The 16,970-nt window shown below is 67.8% G+C and carries 17 protein-coding genes; 12 read left to right on the top strand and 5 right to left on the bottom strand.

Annotated elements, in window-relative coordinates:
* Window positions 1-6 precede the first annotated feature (6 nt).
* The 6 genes from FOC67_RS10085 to FOC67_RS10060 all read left to right on the top strand — a co-directional run bounded on the left by FOC67_RS10085 (window position 7) and on the right by FOC67_RS10060 (window position 6,208).
* Window positions 7-1,281: a fatty acid desaturase gene (locus tag FOC67_RS10085; RefSeq protein ID WP_009314567.1), complete on the top strand. Its 1,275-nt coding sequence runs from the start codon at window positions 7-9 to the stop codon at window positions 1,279-1,281.
* Window positions 1,282-1,297: 16 nt separating this feature from the next.
* On the top strand, window positions 1,298-1,921 hold the full coding sequence (locus FOC67_RS10080) for a 2OG-Fe(II) oxygenase (RefSeq protein ID WP_009314568.1): 624 nt from the start codon (window positions 1,298-1,300) through the stop codon (window positions 1,919-1,921).
* A 25-nt stretch (window positions 1,922-1,946) separates the two neighbouring features.
* On the top strand, window positions 1,947-4,376 hold the full coding sequence (locus FOC67_RS10075; RefSeq protein ID WP_174707718.1) for a penicillin acylase family protein: 2,430 nt from the start codon (window positions 1,947-1,949) through the stop codon (window positions 4,374-4,376).
* Window positions 4,373-5,110, top strand: a complete 738-nt coding sequence (locus FOC67_RS10070; RefSeq protein WP_003088145.1) for a hypothetical protein — start codon at window positions 4,373-4,375, stop codon at window positions 5,108-5,110. The genes FOC67_RS10075 and FOC67_RS10070 overlap by 4 nt, the downstream gene beginning before the upstream one ends.
* On the top strand, window positions 5,107-5,496 hold the full coding sequence (locus FOC67_RS10065; RefSeq protein ID WP_009314571.1) for a hypothetical protein: 390 nt from the start codon (window positions 5,107-5,109) through the stop codon (window positions 5,494-5,496). The genes FOC67_RS10070 and FOC67_RS10065 overlap by 4 nt, the downstream gene beginning before the upstream one ends.
* Before the next feature lie 88 nt (window positions 5,497-5,584).
* Window positions 5,585-6,208: a glutathione S-transferase family protein gene (locus FOC67_RS10060; protein ID WP_003088140.1), complete on the top strand. Its 624-nt coding sequence runs from the start codon at window positions 5,585-5,587 to the stop codon at window positions 6,206-6,208.
* A 13-nt stretch (window positions 6,209-6,221) separates the two neighbouring features.
* Here the strand turns inward: FOC67_RS10060 and FOC67_RS29825 are convergent, their stop codons facing one another.
* Window positions 6,222-6,608 carry a hypothetical protein gene (locus tag FOC67_RS29825; protein WP_275966472.1) on the bottom strand — a complete coding sequence of 129 codons (387 nt, stop codon included), beginning with the start codon at window positions 6,606-6,608 and terminating at the stop codon, window positions 6,222-6,224.
* Between the two features lie 165 nt (window positions 6,609-6,773).
* Here FOC67_RS29825 and FOC67_RS29820 point away from each other — a divergent pair, with 165 nt between their 5' ends.
* From FOC67_RS29820 to FOC67_RS10045, 3 genes are all read left to right on the top strand, one after another.
* Window positions 6,774-7,061 carry a hypothetical protein gene (locus tag FOC67_RS29820; protein ID WP_003088136.1) on the top strand — a complete coding sequence of 96 codons (288 nt, stop codon included), beginning with the start codon at window positions 6,774-6,776 and terminating at the stop codon, window positions 7,059-7,061.
* 373 nt (window positions 7,062-7,434) lie between these two features.
* Window positions 7,435-8,844, top strand: a complete 1,410-nt coding sequence (locus FOC67_RS10050; protein ID WP_003132715.1) for an alpha/beta fold hydrolase — start codon at window positions 7,435-7,437, stop codon at window positions 8,842-8,844.
* The gene (locus FOC67_RS10045) at window positions 8,828-9,496 is read left to right on the top strand and encodes a hypothetical protein (protein ID WP_003102715.1); all 669 of its coding nucleotides are present in this window, start codon (window positions 8,828-8,830) and stop codon (window positions 9,494-9,496) included. The genes FOC67_RS10050 and FOC67_RS10045 overlap by 17 nt, the downstream gene beginning before the upstream one ends.
* Window positions 9,497-9,499: 3 nt before the next feature.
* On the opposite strand, the gene FOC67_RS10040 is transcribed toward FOC67_RS10045, so the two are convergent.
* Window positions 9,500-11,863 (bottom strand): DNA polymerase II, encoded by a 2,364-nt coding sequence (locus FOC67_RS10040; RefSeq protein WP_003139876.1) that lies wholly within the window; start codon window positions 11,861-11,863, stop codon window positions 9,500-9,502.
* A 68-nt stretch (window positions 11,864-11,931) separates the two neighbouring features.
* The gene (locus tag FOC67_RS10035; protein ID WP_009314575.1) at window positions 11,932-12,465 is read right to left on the bottom strand and encodes a GNAT family N-acetyltransferase; all 534 of its coding nucleotides are present in this window, start codon (window positions 12,463-12,465) and stop codon (window positions 11,932-11,934) included.
* Between the two features lie 85 nt (window positions 12,466-12,550).
* Here FOC67_RS10035 and FOC67_RS10030 point away from each other — a divergent pair, with 85 nt between their 5' ends.
* A complete protein-coding gene (locus FOC67_RS10030; protein WP_003139878.1) occupies window positions 12,551-13,102 on the top strand; it encodes a helix-turn-helix domain-containing protein in 552 nt (183 codons plus the stop codon).
* Here FOC67_RS10030 and ndhC read toward each other — a convergent pair.
* Window positions 13,099-13,497 (bottom strand): NADH-quinone oxidoreductase subunit A, encoded by a 399-nt coding sequence (gene ndhC, locus FOC67_RS10025; protein ID WP_003088123.1) that lies wholly within the window; start codon window positions 13,495-13,497, stop codon window positions 13,099-13,101. The genes FOC67_RS10030 and ndhC overlap by 4 nt on opposite strands.
* 12 nt (window positions 13,498-13,509) lie before the next feature.
* Complete coding sequence (locus FOC67_RS10020; RefSeq protein ID WP_003102734.1) at window positions 13,510-13,833, bottom strand: multidrug efflux SMR transporter; 324 nt, start codon at window positions 13,831-13,833, stop codon at window positions 13,510-13,512.
* A gap of 330 nt (window positions 13,834-14,163) precedes the next feature.
* Here FOC67_RS10020 and FOC67_RS10015 point away from each other — a divergent pair, with 330 nt between their 5' ends.
* Entirely contained in the window at window positions 14,164-14,625 is a 462-nt protein-coding gene (locus FOC67_RS10015; RefSeq protein WP_003102736.1) for a (2Fe-2S)-binding protein, read from the top strand.
* A 4-nt stretch (window positions 14,626-14,629) separates the two neighbouring features.
* Complete coding sequence (locus tag FOC67_RS10010) at window positions 14,630-16,825, top strand: xanthine dehydrogenase family protein molybdopterin-binding subunit (RefSeq protein WP_009314576.1); 2,196 nt, start codon at window positions 14,630-14,632, stop codon at window positions 16,823-16,825.
* Window positions 16,826-16,970 lie beyond the last annotated feature (145 nt).

Raw genomic sequence — 16,970 nt, 5'->3', positions numbered from 1 at the left:
TGCGCCATGCAAGATGAACTGTTCAAGACCCGATACTCCAAGTACGGATACGGCATCGACGTGCGCCGTACCTACAAGGACCTGCCCTGCCAGCCGTTCTGGACCTGGGTCACCGGCAAGTCGCTGAACGACCGCCCGCCGCGACGGCCGAAAGACACCCTGCTCAAGCCCTGGCAGCTCTACCTGCACATCAGCTGGGGCTACGCGGTGTTCTTCCTCGCGGTGATCTACGGCCAGCAACTGCTCACCTCGCAGCAGCCACTGTGGCTGAAGTGCCTGCTGGGCGCGTTGATCATGTGCCTGGTGGTCAACCGCCAGCGCGGCTTCCTCCATACCTTCCACTACACCACCCATGGCGCCAGCCTGGAGAACAAGGCGCTGGCCCGCTTCACCTGCAAGTGGATCCTGTCGATCCCGATCCTGCACACCCCGCGCGACGAGTACGTGAAGCTGCACGTGAACGAACACCACAGCGTGCGCACCTTCAATACCGAGCACGACGTCGACCTGGTCTTCATGAAGCAGCACGGCTTCTACAAGGGCATGTCCGAAAGCGCCTTCTGGACCCGCCTGGTGCTCGCGCCCTTCCATCCGGCGCGGATCCTCGAGCACCTGAAGTTCCGCTTCGACGTCAGCTTCGTCTCCGCCCCGCGCCACGAGCGCGTCAGCCGGGCGCTCTACTGGGCCGCGCTGCTCGGCCTGGTGTACGCCAGCGGCTACCTGGAGGCGTTCGCGCTGTTCTACCTGTTCCCGATCTTCATCCTCACCCAGTACTCGTCGTGGATCCAGCACGTCTCCGAGCACCTCTGGTTCGCCCGCAACGAGCACGGCCTGCCGCGCTTCCTGCACTACGGCTCGCTGAGCTGGGGACGCTTCCTCGGCCGCCCCTACCCGGCCGACAAGCAGGGCCTGGCCTTCGCCCTGGCGTTCGTTCGCTGGAGCCTGGGCGTGCTGCTGATCGACATCCCGCTGCGGGTGTTCTCCTTCATGCAGGACCTGCCCAGCCACGACTTCCACCACCGCAAGCCGGGGGTGAACTTCTGGCGCATCGCGCCGGAGCGCGCGGCCAACGAGGCGCGCCCCTCGAAGTTCGGCCCGATGACCGAGACCTGGGGCATGTGGGAGAACTTCCTGATCCTGCGCGACCACCTCTGCCGCGGCCAGTCGGACCCGTTCGGAATCGTCGACTGGTACCGCGAGAACCATGCCCGGCTCGCTCCGGAGACCGATGCCGCCAACCAGCCCCACACCAACCAACCCGCATCCCAGGCTACCGCCTGATCACACAGGAAACCCCATGAATACTCAGATTGCCCAGATCACCCAGAGCCTGGCAGCCAACGGCTGCGCCTATATCACCCCCAGCGACGCGCTCTACGACGAGCAGGACTGGGAACTGATGAACCAGGTCCTGGCCAACTCGACCCTGCCGTGGGAGAAGATCCTGATCGGCGACGCCGACGAGGAGAACGACCTCTACGTAGCCCGTTTCATGACCGACCGCGACCGTCCCACGGTGGTCAACCATGCGCTGTCGGAGCTGATCATCCCGCGCGTCTGCAACGACAACGTGATGAGCCTGTTCCGCAAGCTGATGGGCGACGACGCCTTCTACGTGCGGCGCATGCAGGTGAACCGGATGAAGGCCGGCTCGTTCATCGGCCGGCACCTGGATACCGACAGCAACCCGGACTACCAGTACTCCATCGTCCTGCAGCTCGGCACCTACTTCGCCGGCGGCCAGTTCGTGGTCTACGACCGCGATGGCAATCTGCGCAACGACATCAAGCCGGAGCCGCGCTCGGTGATCATCAGCGATTGCAGCTATCCCCACGAGGTCCAGCGGGTGACCGCCGGCGAGCGCGTCTCGCTGGTGTTCTTCGTCAGTCGCCATGCGGACCGGAACCGGCGGGTCTATTGACCCGTCGGCGTGGAGACTCGAAGCGATGTCGAAGAACGCACGTTACGCCTGGCGCCTGTCCCTCGGCGGCCTGCTGCTGGGGCTACTGGCCTGCGCGGTCTACCTGCTGGCCGTCCCGCTGGGCTTCAAGTACGGCGAGATCCAGGTCGGCCATGGCCTGGAACACGAGGGGCGGATCGCCTGGGACGCCGCCGGCGTCCCGCATATCCGCGCGCAGAGCCTGGAGGACGGCTATTTCCTGCTCGGCTACAGCCACGCCAGAGATCGCCTGTGGCAGATGGAGTTCGCCCGCCGCTATGCCGGCGGGACGCTCTCCGAAGTGTTCGGCGCCAAGACCCTGCCGATGGACAGGTTCGCCCGCACCCTGGGCTTCCGACGCACCGCCGAAGGCATCTACGCCAACCTGGACGCGCCCACGCGCGTCCTGCTGCAACGCTACAGCGACGGGATCAACGCCTACCTGGAGCTGGCCCCGGCGGCGCTGCCGCTGGAATTCAGCCTGGTGCGCCACGAGCGGCCGGGGCCCTGGGGGCCGGTGGACAGCCTGTCCCTGCACCTGCTCTATTCCTGGACCCTGAGCGCCAACCTGGGCATGCAGTTGCAGCGCCTGGCGCTGGCCGAGCACCTGGACCTGGCGCGGATCAACGAGGTGTTCGCCCCCTATCCGGGCGAGCGGCCGCCGGCCACCCGCGACTACGCCAGCCTGTACCGCTCCCTGCGCGGCACGCCGGACGCCGGCAAGCTGCTGGGGCAACTGCCCGGTTCCAACGTCGAAGGCATCGGTTCGAACAACTGGGTGGTCTCCGCCAGCCGCAGCGCCACCGGCAAGCCGCTGCTGGCCAACGATCCGCACCTGCGCCTGACCAACCCGGCGGCCTTCTACCTGGCCAGCCTGAAGATCCCCGGCCTGAGCCTCACCGGCGCCAACTTCGCCGGCGCCCCGCTGTTCGTCATCGGCCATAACCAGCGCATCGCCTGGGGCTACACCAATACCGGCTCGCACATCCAGGACGCCTACCTGGAGCGCGTCGATCCCCAGGACCCGCGGCGCTACCTGACCCCGGACGGCTACCGGCCCTTCGAGACGCGCCTGGAACGCATCGCCGTGCGCGACGGCGAGCCGGTCTCGCTGGAGGTCCGCAGCACCCGCCACGGCCCGGTGATCAGCGACATCTACGAACCGGCGCGGCTGCCGCAGGCGCAGCGCGACCGGCTGGTGATCGCCCTCGCCTGGACCGGCCTCGACCGTCACGACAAGACCTTCCCGAGCCTGCTGGCGATCAACCGGGCCGAAGGCTGGGAACAGTTCCTCGACGCCGCCGCCGACTTCGGCGTACCGCCGCAGAACATGGTCTATGCCGACGTCGAGGGCAACATCGGCTACGTCTCCGCCGGTCGCGTACCGCTCCGCGGCGCCGACGACGACCTCCATGGCCTGGCCCCCTCGCCCGGCTGGGAGAGCCGCTACGACTGGGTCGGCTACGTACCGGAAAGCGCCAAGCCACGCAGCCTCAACCCGCGCGAAGGGTTCATCGCCACGGCGAACCAGCGCATCGTGCCGCCCGACAATGCCTTCGACTTCGGCCACGACTGGGTCCTGCCCTACCGCTATGACCGCATCCGCGAGTGGCTCGGCGGCCCCGGCCAGCGCACCCTGGAAGACAACCTGGAGTTGCAGAACGACGAGTTCTCCAGCGTGATGGCGAGCCTGTTGCCGAAGATGCTGGAGCAGGTCAGCGACCCCGAACTGCGCGCCAGCGAGGCCTTCGTCCTGCTCCAGGGCTGGAACCACCAGGCCGCCGCCGACCTGGCCGCGCCACTGATCGCCGGCTACTGGGTACGCGCCTTCACCCGCGAGCTGCTGCAACCGAGGATCGGCACGCAGTTGCTGGCCAGCGGCTGGAACCAGCGCAACTACGACGGATTCCTCCGGCTGATCCTCGACGGCCAGGCCGACCTGCGCTTCTGGTGCGGCCAGGAACAAGGCTGCGACCTCAAGCTGAACCAGTCGCTGCGCCGCGCCCTCGACGAACTGCGAGCCGCCCACGGAAGCGCGCCGGACGGCTGGAAGTGGGGCGAGGCGCACGCCGCCCTCGCCGAGCACGTGCCCTTCCACAAGACCCCGTTGCGCACGCTGTTCGACCTGAAGAACAACAAGGGCGGCGACAACTTCAGCGTCAACGTCGGGCGCTTCGACTACAGCGACCCGGCCAACCCGTTCAACACCCGGATCGCCGCGACCCTGCGGATGGTCATCGACCTGGCGGACTTCGACAACTCGCGCTACGCGCTGTCCACCCGCAACTCCGGCCTGCCGTTCGACGGCGCCACCGACCTCAACGAACTCTGGGCCCGCGGCGCGTACATCCGTATCGCCGACGACGCCCCCGACGCGACGGACCGCCAGTTGGTCCTGCGCCCTTCAGCCCCTTCCTCCGGCGAGCCACGACCATGACCAGCGATCCGCAGAAAAACGCCTTCGACCTCGACTACTCCAGCCGCGAACGGCAATTCCCCGAGGGCTTCAAACGCAAGATAGTCGCCGACCTGCAAGAGGGAATGCCGCAGTTCGACGTGCTGCAATACTTCGGCAATCAGCCGGATATCTTCGAGACCTACGACCACCTGGTATTGGCGACCGACCCGGAGGGCGAACGGATCATTGGCATCCTGGGCGCGAAGGACTTCGTCCGCGGCTCGACGCGCTTCCTCTACCTGTGGACGGCGATGGTGGTCGACCGCTACCACCGCACCAGCCTGTTCAAGCGGATCAACCAGTTCTTCCTGCGCCAGGTCAGCGAGCGCAACGGCGGGCTGCCGCCGCTGATCGTGGCGAAGACCTACAACCCGGTGGTCTACAACATGTTCCGCGCCCTCAGCGCGCGGATCCCGGGAGCGACGCTGTACCCGGACCTGGAAGCGCCGCGCCAGAGCCCGGACATGGTCGACCTGGCCCTCGACGTGGTCGGCACGCTGTCCGCCAACCTGCGCCTGGATGCGGAAACCGGCCTGATACCCGGCGGGCAACGCAGCGTCGCCCCGGATTTCTTCCCGCGCATGGCGATGTCCAGCCACGCCAGGACCAACGACCACTTCGTCGCCCACGTCGGCAGCAGCGACCAGATCCTCTGCATGGTCCGCCTCGCGCCCGGTGCCGAACCCTACGTGCAGCAGAGGATCATCCGGTGAGCGGACTCGCGCAGCGCTCCGACGACCCGTGGCTGGCGGCGCTGCCGGCCGCGGTGCTCTACGGCGCCTGGGCGGCCTATGCCAACCAGGACGGCGGCCTGGCCGGGATGGGCGTCGCCGCCCTGCTCCAGGGCGCCGCGAGTCTCCTGGCGACGCGCTTCGGCCTGTACCTGTTGCAATGTCTCGGCCGCCGCCACGGCCTTGCGCAACGCCAGACGCCCCTGCTGGTGGTGCTCCTGCTGACCGCGCCGATGGCCGCGCTGCACTGGCTCTCGGGCACGCCGCATCCATTGGCGAGCGTGGCGCCATCGTTCGTCATCGGCTGGCTCTACTTCGCCCTCTGGGCGCGCCGCCGCCCGGGTCGCCGGCAAGTCAGCGGCGCCTAGCCGGCGCCCCCGCTCGAGCCGTTCCCCGTCGGCGGGATCGGCCCGTATACTCGGAGCCTTCCTATCCGCCCAAGGACGCGCCATCGCCATGCTGGAGATTCTCGGAAAGGCCTCTTCGATCAACGTGCGCAAGGTGCTCTGGACCTGCGCCGAACTGGACCTGCCCTACCGCCGCGAAGACTGGGGCAGCGGCTTCCGCGACACCCACGCGGCGGAATTCCTCGCCCTCAACCCGAACGCCATGGTGCCGGTGCTGCGCGACGGCGAACTGGTGCTCTGGGAATCCAACAGCATCATCCGCTACCTGGCCAACCGCTATGCCGGCGAACGCCTCTATCCGCAGCAGGCGGCGCCGCGCGCGCGGGTCGACCAGTGGCTGGACTGGCAGGCCTCCGACCTCAACCGCTCGTGGAGCTATGCCTTCATGAGCCTGGTCCGGCAGTCGCCGGCGCACCGCGACGCGGCCCAGGTGGAGGCTTCGTTGCGCGGCTGGACGGGCTTCATGGAAATCCTCGAGGGACAACTGCTACGCACCGGCGCCTATGTCGCCGGCGAGACCTTCAGCCTGGCCGACATCGCCATCGGCCTGTCGGTCAACCGCTGGTACGAGACGCCGTTCGAGCATCCGTCGCTGCCAGCGGTGCGCGCCTATTACGAGCGCCTCGGCGCCCGTCCCGGCTTCCTCGCCCACGGCCGCAACGGCGTACCCTGAGCGAGGCGCGCGATCACTGGCCGAGCGCCTTGTTCAGGCGCTGCGCCAGGGCGGTGGTGTTGGCGCCGGCGGTATCCAGCAGCAGGTAGTCGTAGTCGGACTTGGCCACCGGGGCGATGCGATATTGCAGGACGCCCTCGACCACCTGCTGGCCGGCCGGCACGCTGAGGGTGCCGACGCAGGACAGCACGCCGCTGTCGGGATCCTTCTCGACGATCGCCACGTCGCGCAGCGCGCTGTCCTTGAACTCCGGCGAGCGCTCGGTGATCGCGCCCTGGAGGAAGATCCGCATCAGTTGGTCCTTCACGTCCGGCGAGGCACAGGCCTCGGCCTCCTTCTTCGCGCAGGCGCTCAACAGCAGCGCGGCGCCCAATACAGCGAGCACGGGTAGCTTCATCATCCCCTCGGGGGTCGGTTGGTGATGCGCAGTTGGACTGCGCCGCCGGCGAATGATTCCCAGGCCCCGCGCGGCGCCTGCCGCAGCCAGCACTGGCCAGCCGGCGCGTCTGCCAGTAGTCTGTCCGCCGCGCTGGCGACGCCGGCCCCACGCCAACTGGAGCAAGACATGTACCGAGACACCGTGACCCTCACCGTCAGCGCCGAGCAACGCGGCCGCGAAAGCGAGGCCGTGGACAACCCGAACGTCGCCATCGGCCTGGAAAGCGTCGAGCCGGGCGTGCTCAAGCTGCACTTCGAAGGCCAGCTGGACGCCCCGGAGAACGCTACCCACATCTGCTTCAGCCTGACCATCGGCCTCACCTACTACGGCCCGATCCTCGACGGCGCGGCCAGCGAGAACGGCGGCTGGATGACCTTCGAGAGCGACATGCTCGACCCGGCGCAACTGGCCTGATCGACTCTCCTTCGCAGCCATCCACCATGCGGAAGGCTGCGAAGTGGCACTTTGACACCCATCCCCCGGCGGTCTATAGACAGTTGCAGAACAGACACGGAAGTGGTGGTTCAGCATGTCAACGTCTTCGACAGTTCGCCCCACGGCGAGCCTTTCCGGGATATCCCAGGCCCGCTTCCAGGGGACCCTGACACACGCCTCCCCAGCCTTTCGCGGGACGACTTCTCCGCCTGCGCTCTCCCATCCCCCATGACAGCACCCGGCCGGCGACACGGGCACCGACAGCGCCAGAGCGTACCGACCGGCCTGCGTAACGGGTAGCGACCGGTCGAGTTCTGGCGCGCCGGAAAAGAATCTCCATGCGGGAATCGTCATGAAAATACTCGCCCTTCTCGCAGCCTGCCTGCTGGCAGGCTGCGCCGCCAACGCCCCGCTGCGCGATGACAGCGAATCGACCTGCGCCGACATGCGGCCTTGCAGCGACAGCTACTACGAACGCCATCCGAACTACGAGATCGGCTTCGTCGAATACAGCGAGCGCGGCAACGACTTCGCGCCTGCCAGAACGCAACGCCTGATCGACCAGCTAAAGCGCTACTCCGCCCGGGGGGACATCGCCATGGTGGTGTTCATTCACGGTTGGAAGCACAACGCGGGACGGGACGACGGCAACGTCGCCAGCTTCAACAAGGCACTCGCCAATCTCGCCTCCTCCGGGGTGCTGGGCAAACGCAGGCTGGTCGGCCTCTATGTTGGCTGGCGGGGCAAGTCGATGCATGGCCTGTATAGCGAGAACCTGACCTACTGGGACAGGAAGGCCGTCGCCGAGGAAGTCGGCCGGGGTGGCGTCGCCGAGTTGCTCGCCCAGTTGGAACGGATCGATCGCAAGGACAGGAACTATCTGGTGATCGTCGGCCACAGCTTCGGCGGCGCAATCACCCTAGGCGCACTTCACGACCCGTTGCTCGAACGCCTGCTGGCTCTCCAGGACGGTCAGCGGATACGCGCCTTCGGCGACGCGGTAATCATGCTGAATCCGGCGATAGAGGCCAATCAGGGCCTGCTGCTCAAGGAGAACAGCCTCAAGGTCGGCGCCCTGGGAACCCAGCCGCCGCCGCTGCTGTACGTCATCAGTTCGCACGGCGACAGCGCCACCCACTTCGCCTTCCCGCTCGGCCAATGGGTCGGCGTCAACCTCACCTGGAGCCAGGTGGACCTGGACAGGACCTACAACGGAACCCGCTATCGCCTCCGGGAAGAAGACCTGGATACCACCGCCCTCGGCAACTACAGCCTGTATCGGACCGCCCTGCTGATCGACCGCGAGTGCCCGCTGCCGGATGGCAGCGACAACTGCGCGCCAAGACCGCCCGAACCACGGGTGATCGACGACACCGATATCGGCAAATGGCGCTTCAGGAGCTTCTGCAGCGCGGACGGCGGCAACGCCGATCCGGCGCTGCCGCGCATGCCCTGCTACAGCAACGAGCCGGTCAACTTCATCTACACCTCGCAGTCCTTCATCGCCGACCACAACGATATCTTCAACGACCAGGTGATCGCCTTCATGGCCACCGCCGTCAGCAAGGCCATCTACGAACGTACGGCTGGCGCCTCCTACTACCGGGAGTGCCACGACCCGGTGCGGAAGAACTTCTCGTTCGGCAAGTGCTTCGACTTCCATTACCTCAAAGCCACGGCCATGCACCGGCGGCTGCAACGGCAGCTCTCGGAACCCGGCACCCGCAGCGAACAGGACGTCCTCTATGAAAACCCTCTCTAGCCTGCTCCTGATCGGCTTCGCCGTCGTTCTGCTCGCCCCGCGGATGGCGCCCGCCGCCAGCGCCGCCGAAGACAAGGCCACCTATTGCGGCTCCGGCTTCACCCAGTATCTGGTTCCGGACGACGTCGCGGGCTGCTCGCTCAGCGAGGCCTGCCGCCTGCACGATATCTGCTACGGCCGCTGCGACAAGGACGGCGACCTCTACGGCAGCGCCTACTGCGCGCAAAGCGAAAAGTCCGAAGCCCGCAACATGAGCAAGCAGCAGTGCGACGCCAGGCTGCAGGCCGACATCGCCGCACAGAACGGCAACAGCCGCCTGTGCCGCGCGGTGGGAGGCGTCTACCGGGTATTCGTGAAGCACCTGGGGCAAGGTCCGTTCAATGGCCGGGAGGCACTGGACATCTACCTGAAGGTCATGCAATCGGCGCCCAGCGCAGCCGATGCCGACGCCCGCCTCGAAGCCATCCATCAACTACAGAAGCAGGGCCTGACCGACGCCAAGGAAATCCGTTACGACGCCGAGCGTATCGTCATCCCACTCAACAGGCCCGTGGAGTCGCCGTTGACCAACGGCTCGGACACTCTCGTCCTGCCGCGCAACCTCGACCGGGAACGGCTGCGCCAGCTGGACCAGCGGCTCATCCGCCAATGAGCCTCAGAACAGTGCCATCTGCCGGTCGACCAAAGTGGCGAAATCGTCGCCGACGAACGGCAGGATGGCGTCGGCCACCGGCTGCAACTGCTTGCCCACATAGTGCTCGTAGTCGATGGCCGCACGCCGCGCCTCGAGCGGCTCGGGACCGGCGACGCTGATCACGTAGCTGATCCAGCCGCCGCTCTGGTATTGCCGCGGGCGCCCGCGCTCGAGGTTGTAGTCGTCGGCGATGCGCGCCGCGCGCACATGCGGCGGCACGTTGCGCTGGTAATCGTCGAGGCGCCGGCGCAGGCGCTTGCGGTAGACCAGCAGGTCGTCCAGCTCGCCGGCCAGGGTCCGTCGTACGTAATCGCGCACGTAGTCCTGGTAGGGCTGGCGGTTGAAGATGCGCAGGTAGAGTTCCTGCTGGAAGCGCTGGGCCAGCGGCGACCAGTCGGTGCGCACGGTCTCCAGGCCCTTGAAGACCATCTCCTCGCCACCGTCGGCGCGGCGCACCAGGCCGGCGTAGCGTTTCTTGCTGCCCTCCTCGGCGCCGCGCACGGTGGGCATGAGAAAACGCCGGTAATGGGTCTCGAATTGCAGCTCGAGGGCGCTGTCGAGGCCGAATTCTTCTTTCAGGTGCTCGCGCCACCAGTCGTTGACCCGCGCCACCAGCGCCCGGCCGATGGCCGAGGCCTCCTCCTCGGCGCGGGGGCTGCCGAGCCAGACGAAGGTGGAGTCGGTATCGCCATAGATCACCGTATAGCCCTCGGCCTCGATCAGCTCGCGGGTACGGCGCATGATCCGATGCCCGCGCAGGGTGATGGACGAGGCCAGGCGCGGGTCGAAGAAGCGGCAGCCGCTGGAGCCCAGCACCCCGTAGAAGGCGTTCATGATGATCTTCAACGCCTGCGAGAGCGGCTGGTTGCGTTCGCGCTTGGCCGCCTCGCGGCCCTCCCAGACCCGTGCGACGATGGCCGGCAGGCAATGCCGGGTACGCGAGAAACGGGCGCCGCGAAAACCTTCCACCGAGTGCTCGTCGTCCGGCTGGCGCAGGCCTTCCACCAGGCCGACCGGGTCGATCAGGAAGGTACGGATGATCGACGGATACAGGCTCTTGTAGTCGAGCACCAGCACCGATTCGTAGAGGCCCGGCCGCGAGTCCATGACGAAGCCGCCGGGACTGGCTTCCGGACGCTTCTCGCCGAGATTCGGGGCGACGAAGCCGGCACGGTGCATCAACGGCATGTACAGGTGGGTGAAGGCCGCCACCGAGCCGCCGCTGCGGTCCGCCGGCAGGCCGGTGACGGTGGCCCGTTCGAGGAGGAAGTCGAGCAGTTCGGTACGGGCGAAGATCCGCGTCACCAGTTCGCAGTCCTTCAGGTTGTAATGCGCGAGGGCCGGCTTGTCCTCGGCGAACATGCGATCGATCTCGTCCATCCGCTGGTACGGATTGTCGATCGCCTTGCCTTCGCCGAGCAGGGTCCGGGCGACGTTCTCCAGGCTGAACGAGGGGAAACTCCAGGTCGCCGAGCGCAGCGCCTCGATGCCATCGATGATCAGGCGGCCGGCCGCCGCGGCGAAAAAGTGGTTGTTGCGGCTGCCGTGCTCGCGCCAGCCCATTTCGTCGCCGCCACGCCCCAGGCGCAGCGGCACCTTCAGGCGCTGGGCATGCTCATGCAGGACGCGCAGGTCGAACTGCACCAGGTTCCAGCCGATGATGGCGTCGGGATCGTGCTCGGCCAGCCACTGGTTGAGACGTTCCAGCAGCCCGGCACGGCTGTCGCAATAGTCGAGGCAGAAATCCACGGCCGCGGCATCGCCGTTGGCCGGGCCGAGCATGTATACCTGGCGCTGGCCGCAGCCTTCCAGGGCGATGGAGTAGAGATCGCCGCGGGCGTTGGTCTCGATGTCCAGCGACACCAGGCGCAGGCGCGGGCGATAGTCCGGAGCCGGCTTCAGGCGCCGGGCGAGCAGGCTGCCGTCAGCCTCGACACTCGCCTCCAGGCTGACCGGCGCGGTGATGAAGCGCTCCATCAGGTAGCGCTCCGGCGGCCGGATATCGGCCTCGAACACCTCGACGCCGGCCTGGCGCAAGCGTTTCTCCAGATTCATCAGTTGGCGATGCTGCTGGCAGTACAGGCCGAGCACCGGCCGCTGCTGGAAGTCGCGCAGCGCCAGCGGCCGCAGCTCGGCGCCAGTCTCCCCGGCGAGCAGGGACTCGACGCGCCCCCGCTGCTCGGCGAGGACGAACGCCACCGACGGCTGCGGCGGCAGCCGCACCTGTCGCGGGCCCTGCTCGGTCGCCAGCCAGAACGCGACTTCCGTGCCGGCCGGCGTATCGCGCCAGTGCCGGGTCAGGACGAACCCTTGCAGTAACTCCACCATCGACCCCGAATCTCTCGCATCCGCCGATTCTACCCGGCCTGCCTTGGGAACGCTGGCATCTTCGGTCAGCCGGCAGCAGCCAGGCGCTTGTAGAAATAGGTGGTGGGACAGGGCGTGCCGTCCGGCATCAGGGCGTAGTCCGGGATTTCCCCGACCCGTGTCCAGCCGGTCTTCAGGTACAGCCGTTCGGCGGCGCTGCCGCTGACCGTGTCCAGCACCAGCAGGGACTTGCCGCAGGCCCGGGCGAGCCGGTCCAGCTCGCCCATCAGCGCCTCGCCGATGCCGCACCGACGCGCACGCCGGTGCACCAGCATCTTCGCCACGTCGGCGCGGTGCGGCTGGTTCGGCGGTTGGTCGAGGAGCAGTTGCACGGTACCGACGATCCGCCCCTCCGCTTCCGCCACCAGCAGCAGGCGTTCGTCGCCCGCCACGCTCTCGCCGACGCCGCGCCAGAAGGCCAGCGCCCGCTCCCGCGGCAACGGCCACATGAAGCTGACCGAAGCCCCGCCTTCCACGCAGTCCAGCAGTACCTCGGCCAGTTCGTCCAGGCGCGCCAGGATCTCCTCGCCAGCCAGGCGGCGAATCGTCGGTTCGGTCATCGCGGGCAAGCTCCAATGCAAGGTCGAATTTCCAATATATTGGACAGTGACTATCATGGACGAGAAAAATCCGCCAGGGCCACCCATGGATATCGACGAACTGATTGCCCGACGCCTAGCCGCCCTGCGCAAGGAGCGCGAGCTGACCCTCGCCCAACTGGCCGAACGCTGCGCGGTGAGCAAGGCGATGATCTCGCGCATCGAGCGCAACCAAAGCAGCCCCACCGCCAGCGTCCTCGGCCGTCTCGCCGGCGGCCTGGGGGTCGCCCTCTCCGAGCTGCTCGGCGACGCGCAGGCGCCGGCCGAACCGCTCTGCCGGCGCGCGCAGCAGGAAGTGTGGGAAGACCCGGCCAGCGGCTACCGCCGCCGCCAGGTCGGCGCTCGCGATCCGCGCAGCGGCTGCGAGATGGTGGAAGTGGAGATCCCGGCGAACGCCCGCCTCGACTATCCCCGCTGGGGCGGCCGGCCCTACCGGCAGCGCCTGTGGCTGGTCGAGGGTGCGCTGCGGGTGGACTACGGCGAGCAAACGTTCCACCTGCAACGCGGCGACCGCCTGGACTTCGGCGTCGACCGCGCGGTGACCTTCGCCACCGCCGGGCAAGCCTGCCGCTACCTGCTGGTGATCCTCCACGACTAGTCGTGCGGCTTTTTCCGCCGGCGCTCCGGCGACCAGTCGAGGGCGCCGACCCGGTGCAGGTAGAACAGTCCGACCAGCAGCAGGGAGACGAACAGCGTCGCCTCGACGAAACCCGCCCAGCCATTCTCCCGCAGCGACACCGCCCAGAGGTAGAGGAACGGCATCTCGATGCCGAAGATCACGAACAGCATGGCGACCAACGCGTACTTGACCGAGAAGCGCAAGCGCGACGAGCCGGTGGAATCAACCCCCGACTCGAACGGCAGGTTCTTCGCCCGGCCATGCGACCGGCCGCCCAGCACCCGGCCCAACCCCAGCATGAGCAGGCAAAGGGCGAGCGCGCCGAAGAGGTAGGCGAGCAAGGCCCAGGTCGCGGGAGCGAAGGATGCGTACATGGTGGTCACCCCTCAGCCCTGGCGGGTCGCCAGCTTGAGAATGACGATGCCGGCCACGATCAGCCCCACCGCCAGCAGCCGCAACGGGCTCGGGCTTTCGCCGAAGAGCAGGATGCCCAGGGCGAAGGCGCCGACCGCACCGATGCCGACCCAGATGGTGTAGGCCGTGCCGAGGGGCAGGGTTTTCATGGAAACGGCCAGCAGGCCGAAGCTGAGGATCATGAACAGCAGGGTGACCAGGCTTGGCCACAGGCGGGTGAAGCCGGCCGACTCCTTCATGGCCGTGGCCCAGACGATTTCGAAGACACCGGCGAGCAAGAGATAGATCCACGCCATTTTCAGCCTCTCTGCAGGGTCGTCCCCGCGCAATGAAAGAGGGAAAACGGGTCGTCCCGCTTCCGGCTGAAAGTGCGTGCCGCCCGGGCGGGCGTCAGTCACCGACGGCAGCGATCCTAGCGCGTTGCCGATGGCGGGTGAACGCCTGCGCCGACGGAGTTGTTTCGCCGCGTTTCCGCGCCGCGCCCGCCGGGACGCTCGGCAGGATTGATCTAGACTTTCGCAGGATCGTGCAAGGCGTCCGTTTCGTCCTTCGCGCACACTTCGCCCGATGCATCCCTGCCTGATAAGAGATAACGCCCTGCCCGGGCCTTTCCGTGGAGAATCAGCATGCCCACCTCGCTCGTCCTGAACGGCAAGAACGTCACCCTCGACGTCGATCCCAACATGCCCCTGCTCTGGGCCATCCGGGAAAGCGCCGGCCTGCACGGCACCAAGTTCGGCTGCGGCATGGCCCAGTGCGGCGCCTGCACCGTGCAGCTGGACGGCACCGCGGTACGTTCCTGCGTGCTGCCGGTCTCCGCGGTCGCCGGCAAGCGCGTCACCACCATCGAGGGTATCCAGAGCAAGCCCGGCAAGGCCGTGCAGGACGCCTGGGTCAAGCTCCAGGTACCGCAGTGCGGCTACTGCCAGTCCGGCCAGATCATGTCCGCCACCGCGCTGCTGGAGCAGAACGCCAGCCCCAGCGACGCCGACATCGATGCCGCGATGAACGGCAACATCTGCCGCTGCGCCGCCTATGTGCGGATCCGCGCCGCCATCCACGAAGCCGCCGACACCCTGAAGGCCTGACGCCATGAACAGCAAGATCGATCTGAGCAACGCCCTGCCCGGCTCGCGCCGCGGCTTCCTCAAAGGCGCCGCGGTGGTCGGCCTGACCATCGGCTTCCAGTGGAGCGGAGCCCGGCGCGCCCTCGCCGCGGCCCTGCCGGACGCCGGCTTCGCGCCCAACGCCTTCCTGCGGATCGCCCCGGACGACAGTGTCACGGTGATCGCCAAGCACGTGGAGATGGGCCAGGGCGCCTATACCGGTATCGCCACCATCGTCGCCGAGGAACTCGACGCGGACTGGAGCAAGGTCCGCGTGGAAAGCGCGCCCGCCGACGCCAAGCGCTACGCCAACCTGGCCTTCGGCACCATGCAGGGCACCGGCGGCAGTTCGGCGATGGCCAACTCCTGGATGCAATTGCGCGAGGCCGGGGCCAAGGCGCGCGCGATGCTGGTCGAGGCCGCCGCCCGACAGTGGCAGATACCAGCCGCCGAACTGCGTACCCGCGACGGCTTCGTCGAACATCCGGCCAGCCAGCGCAAGGCCAGCTACGGTTCGCTGGCCGCTGCGGCGGCGGAACTGCCGGTGCCGGAAAAAGTGCAATTGAAGGATCCCAAGGACTTCCGCCTGATCGGTCACCAGGCGCCGCGCGTCGACGTTCCCGGCAAGACCGACGGCAGTGCGCAATTCACCCTCGACGTCAGCCTGCCCGGCATGTTGGTCGCCCTGCTCCAGCGCCCGCCGCTGTTCGGCGCCACGGTGAAATCGTTCGACGCCACGGCGACCAGGGCGATTCCGGGGGTGGTCGAGGTGGTCCAGGTGCCGCACGGCGTGGCGGTGGTCGCCAAGGGCTTCTGGGCGGCGAAGCAAGGCCGCGACGCGCTCAAGGTCGAGTGGGACGAGAGCAAGGCCGAGAAGCGTGGTTCCGAGGCGCTGATGGCGGAGTACCGCAAGCTCGCCGAGCAACCCGGCAAGCCCGCGCGCAGGGACGGCGACGCCGCCAAGGCGGTGGCCGGGGCGACCCGCAGGATCGCCGCCAGCTACGAGTTCCCGTTCCTTGCCCATGCGCCGATGGAGCCGCTGGACGCGGTGGTCAGGCTGACCGCCGACAGCTGCGAGATCTGGGCCGGCGACCAGTTCCAGACCGTCGACCAGGGCAACGCGGCGCGCACCGCCGGGCTGAAGCCGGAGCAGGTGAAGATCAATACGCTCTACGCCGGCGGCAGCTTCGGCCGGCGCGCCAACGCCTGGTCGGACTATATCGTCGAGGCGGTATCGATCGCCAAGGCGCTGGGCGCCAACGGCGTGCCGGTGAAGTTGCAATGGACCCGCGAGGACGACATCCACGGCGGCTTCTACCGGCCGATGTACTACCACCGGCTCGAAGCCGGGCTCGACGCCGACGGCAAACTGGTCGGCTGGCAACATCGCATCGTCGGCCAGTCGATCCTGGAAGGCACGCCGTTCGCCGCGGTGATGGTCAAGGACGGCGTCGACGCCACCTCGGTGGAAGGCGCCGCCAACCTGCCCTATGCGGTGCCCAATGTCTCGGTCGAGCTGAGCACCACCCAGGTCGGCGTGCCGGTCCTGTGGTGGCGGGTGGTCGGCAGCTCGCACACGGTCTACGCGGTGGAGGCGTTCATCGACGAGGCGGCGCAGGCCGCCGGCAAGGACCCCTATCTGTTCCGCCGCGACCTGCTGGCAGAGCAGCCGCGCCTGCGCGGCGTGCTCGAACTGGCCGCGGAAAAGGCCGGCTGGGACCCGTCCAGGCCGCTGCCCGCCGGGCGCGGGCGCGGGATCGCGGTGACCGAGGCATTCAAGACCTTCGTCGCCCAGGTGGTCGAGGTCTCGGTGGACAAGGACGGCAAGCTGAAGGTCGAGCGGGTGGTCTGTGCGGTGGACTGTGGCATCCCGATCAACCCGGACGTGATCGCCGCGCAGATGGAGGGCGGCATCGGCTTCGGCCTCGGCGCGATCCTGCACAGCGCGATCACCCTGAAGGACGGCAAGGTCGAGCAGAACAACTTCGACGGCTACCAGGTGCTGCGGATCGCCGAGATGCCCAAGGTCGAAGTGCACATCGTGCCCTCCGGCGAAGCGCCCACCGGGGTCGGCGAACCCGGCGTGGCGCCCATCGGCCCTGCGCTGGCCAATGCGATCTTCGCCGCCACCGGGCAACGCCTGTACAACCTGCCCTTCCCCACCTCCTTCGCCAAGGCCTGAGCGAGACGCACGCCGGCAGCTCCACGGCTGCCGGCGCGGCGCGGGCGGCCCTCCGAGGATCGCCGCCGACCATACGGGTCCCCCCGGTGTCGCGCCGATTTGCCTCCGCCCGGCGTCGGGCGCAGACTTCAGCGTCCATTCGCCC

The sequence above is a fragment of the Pseudomonas sp. FDAARGOS_761 genome (assembly GCF_013343155.1).
GTDB classification, from domain to species: domain Bacteria; phylum Pseudomonadota; class Gammaproteobacteria; order Pseudomonadales; family Pseudomonadaceae; genus Pseudomonas; species Pseudomonas aeruginosa.
Note: the sequence above shows the minus strand (reverse complement) of the source record. Positions and strands in the feature narration are given on the sequence as shown.

Excerpts from the sequence above, each read along its gene's own strand:
- FOC67_RS10085 (WP_009314567.1), top strand. The coding sequence starts at position 7 with ATGCAAGATGAACTGTTCAAGACCCGATACTCCAAGTACGGATACGGC.
- FOC67_RS10080 (WP_009314568.1), top strand. The coding sequence starts at position 1,298 with ATGAATACTCAGATTGCCCAGATCACCCAGAGCCTGGCAGCCAACGGC.
- FOC67_RS10075 (WP_174707718.1), top strand. The coding sequence starts at position 1,947 with ATGTCGAAGAACGCACGTTACGCCTGGCGCCTGTCCCTCGGCGGCCTG.
- FOC67_RS10070 (WP_003088145.1), top strand. The coding sequence starts at position 4,373 with ATGACCAGCGATCCGCAGAAAAACGCCTTCGACCTCGACTACTCCAGC.
- FOC67_RS10060 (WP_003088140.1), top strand. The coding sequence starts at position 5,585 with ATGCTGGAGATTCTCGGAAAGGCCTCTTCGATCAACGTGCGCAAGGTG.
- FOC67_RS29825 (WP_275966472.1), bottom strand. The coding sequence starts at position 6,608 with ATGATGAAGCTACCCGTGCTCGCTGTATTGGGCGCCGCGCTGCTGTTG.
- FOC67_RS29820 (WP_003088136.1), top strand. The coding sequence starts at position 6,774 with ATGTACCGAGACACCGTGACCCTCACCGTCAGCGCCGAGCAACGCGGC.
- FOC67_RS10050 (WP_003132715.1), top strand. The coding sequence starts at position 7,435 with ATGAAAATACTCGCCCTTCTCGCAGCCTGCCTGCTGGCAGGCTGCGCC.
- FOC67_RS10045 (WP_003102715.1), top strand. The coding sequence starts at position 8,828 with ATGAAAACCCTCTCTAGCCTGCTCCTGATCGGCTTCGCCGTCGTTCTG.
- FOC67_RS10035 (WP_009314575.1), bottom strand. The coding sequence starts at position 12,465 with ATGACCGAACCGACGATTCGCCGCCTGGCTGGCGAGGAGATCCTGGCG.
- FOC67_RS10030 (WP_003139878.1), top strand. The coding sequence starts at position 12,551 with ATGGATATCGACGAACTGATTGCCCGACGCCTAGCCGCCCTGCGCAAG.
- ndhC (WP_003088123.1), bottom strand. The coding sequence starts at position 13,497 with ATGTACGCATCCTTCGCTCCCGCGACCTGGGCCTTGCTCGCCTACCTC.
- FOC67_RS10020 (WP_003102734.1), bottom strand. The coding sequence starts at position 13,833 with ATGGCGTGGATCTATCTCTTGCTCGCCGGTGTCTTCGAAATCGTCTGG.
- FOC67_RS10015 (WP_003102736.1), top strand. The coding sequence starts at position 14,164 with ATGCCCACCTCGCTCGTCCTGAACGGCAAGAACGTCACCCTCGACGTC.
- FOC67_RS10010 (WP_009314576.1), top strand. The coding sequence starts at position 14,630 with ATGAACAGCAAGATCGATCTGAGCAACGCCCTGCCCGGCTCGCGCCGC.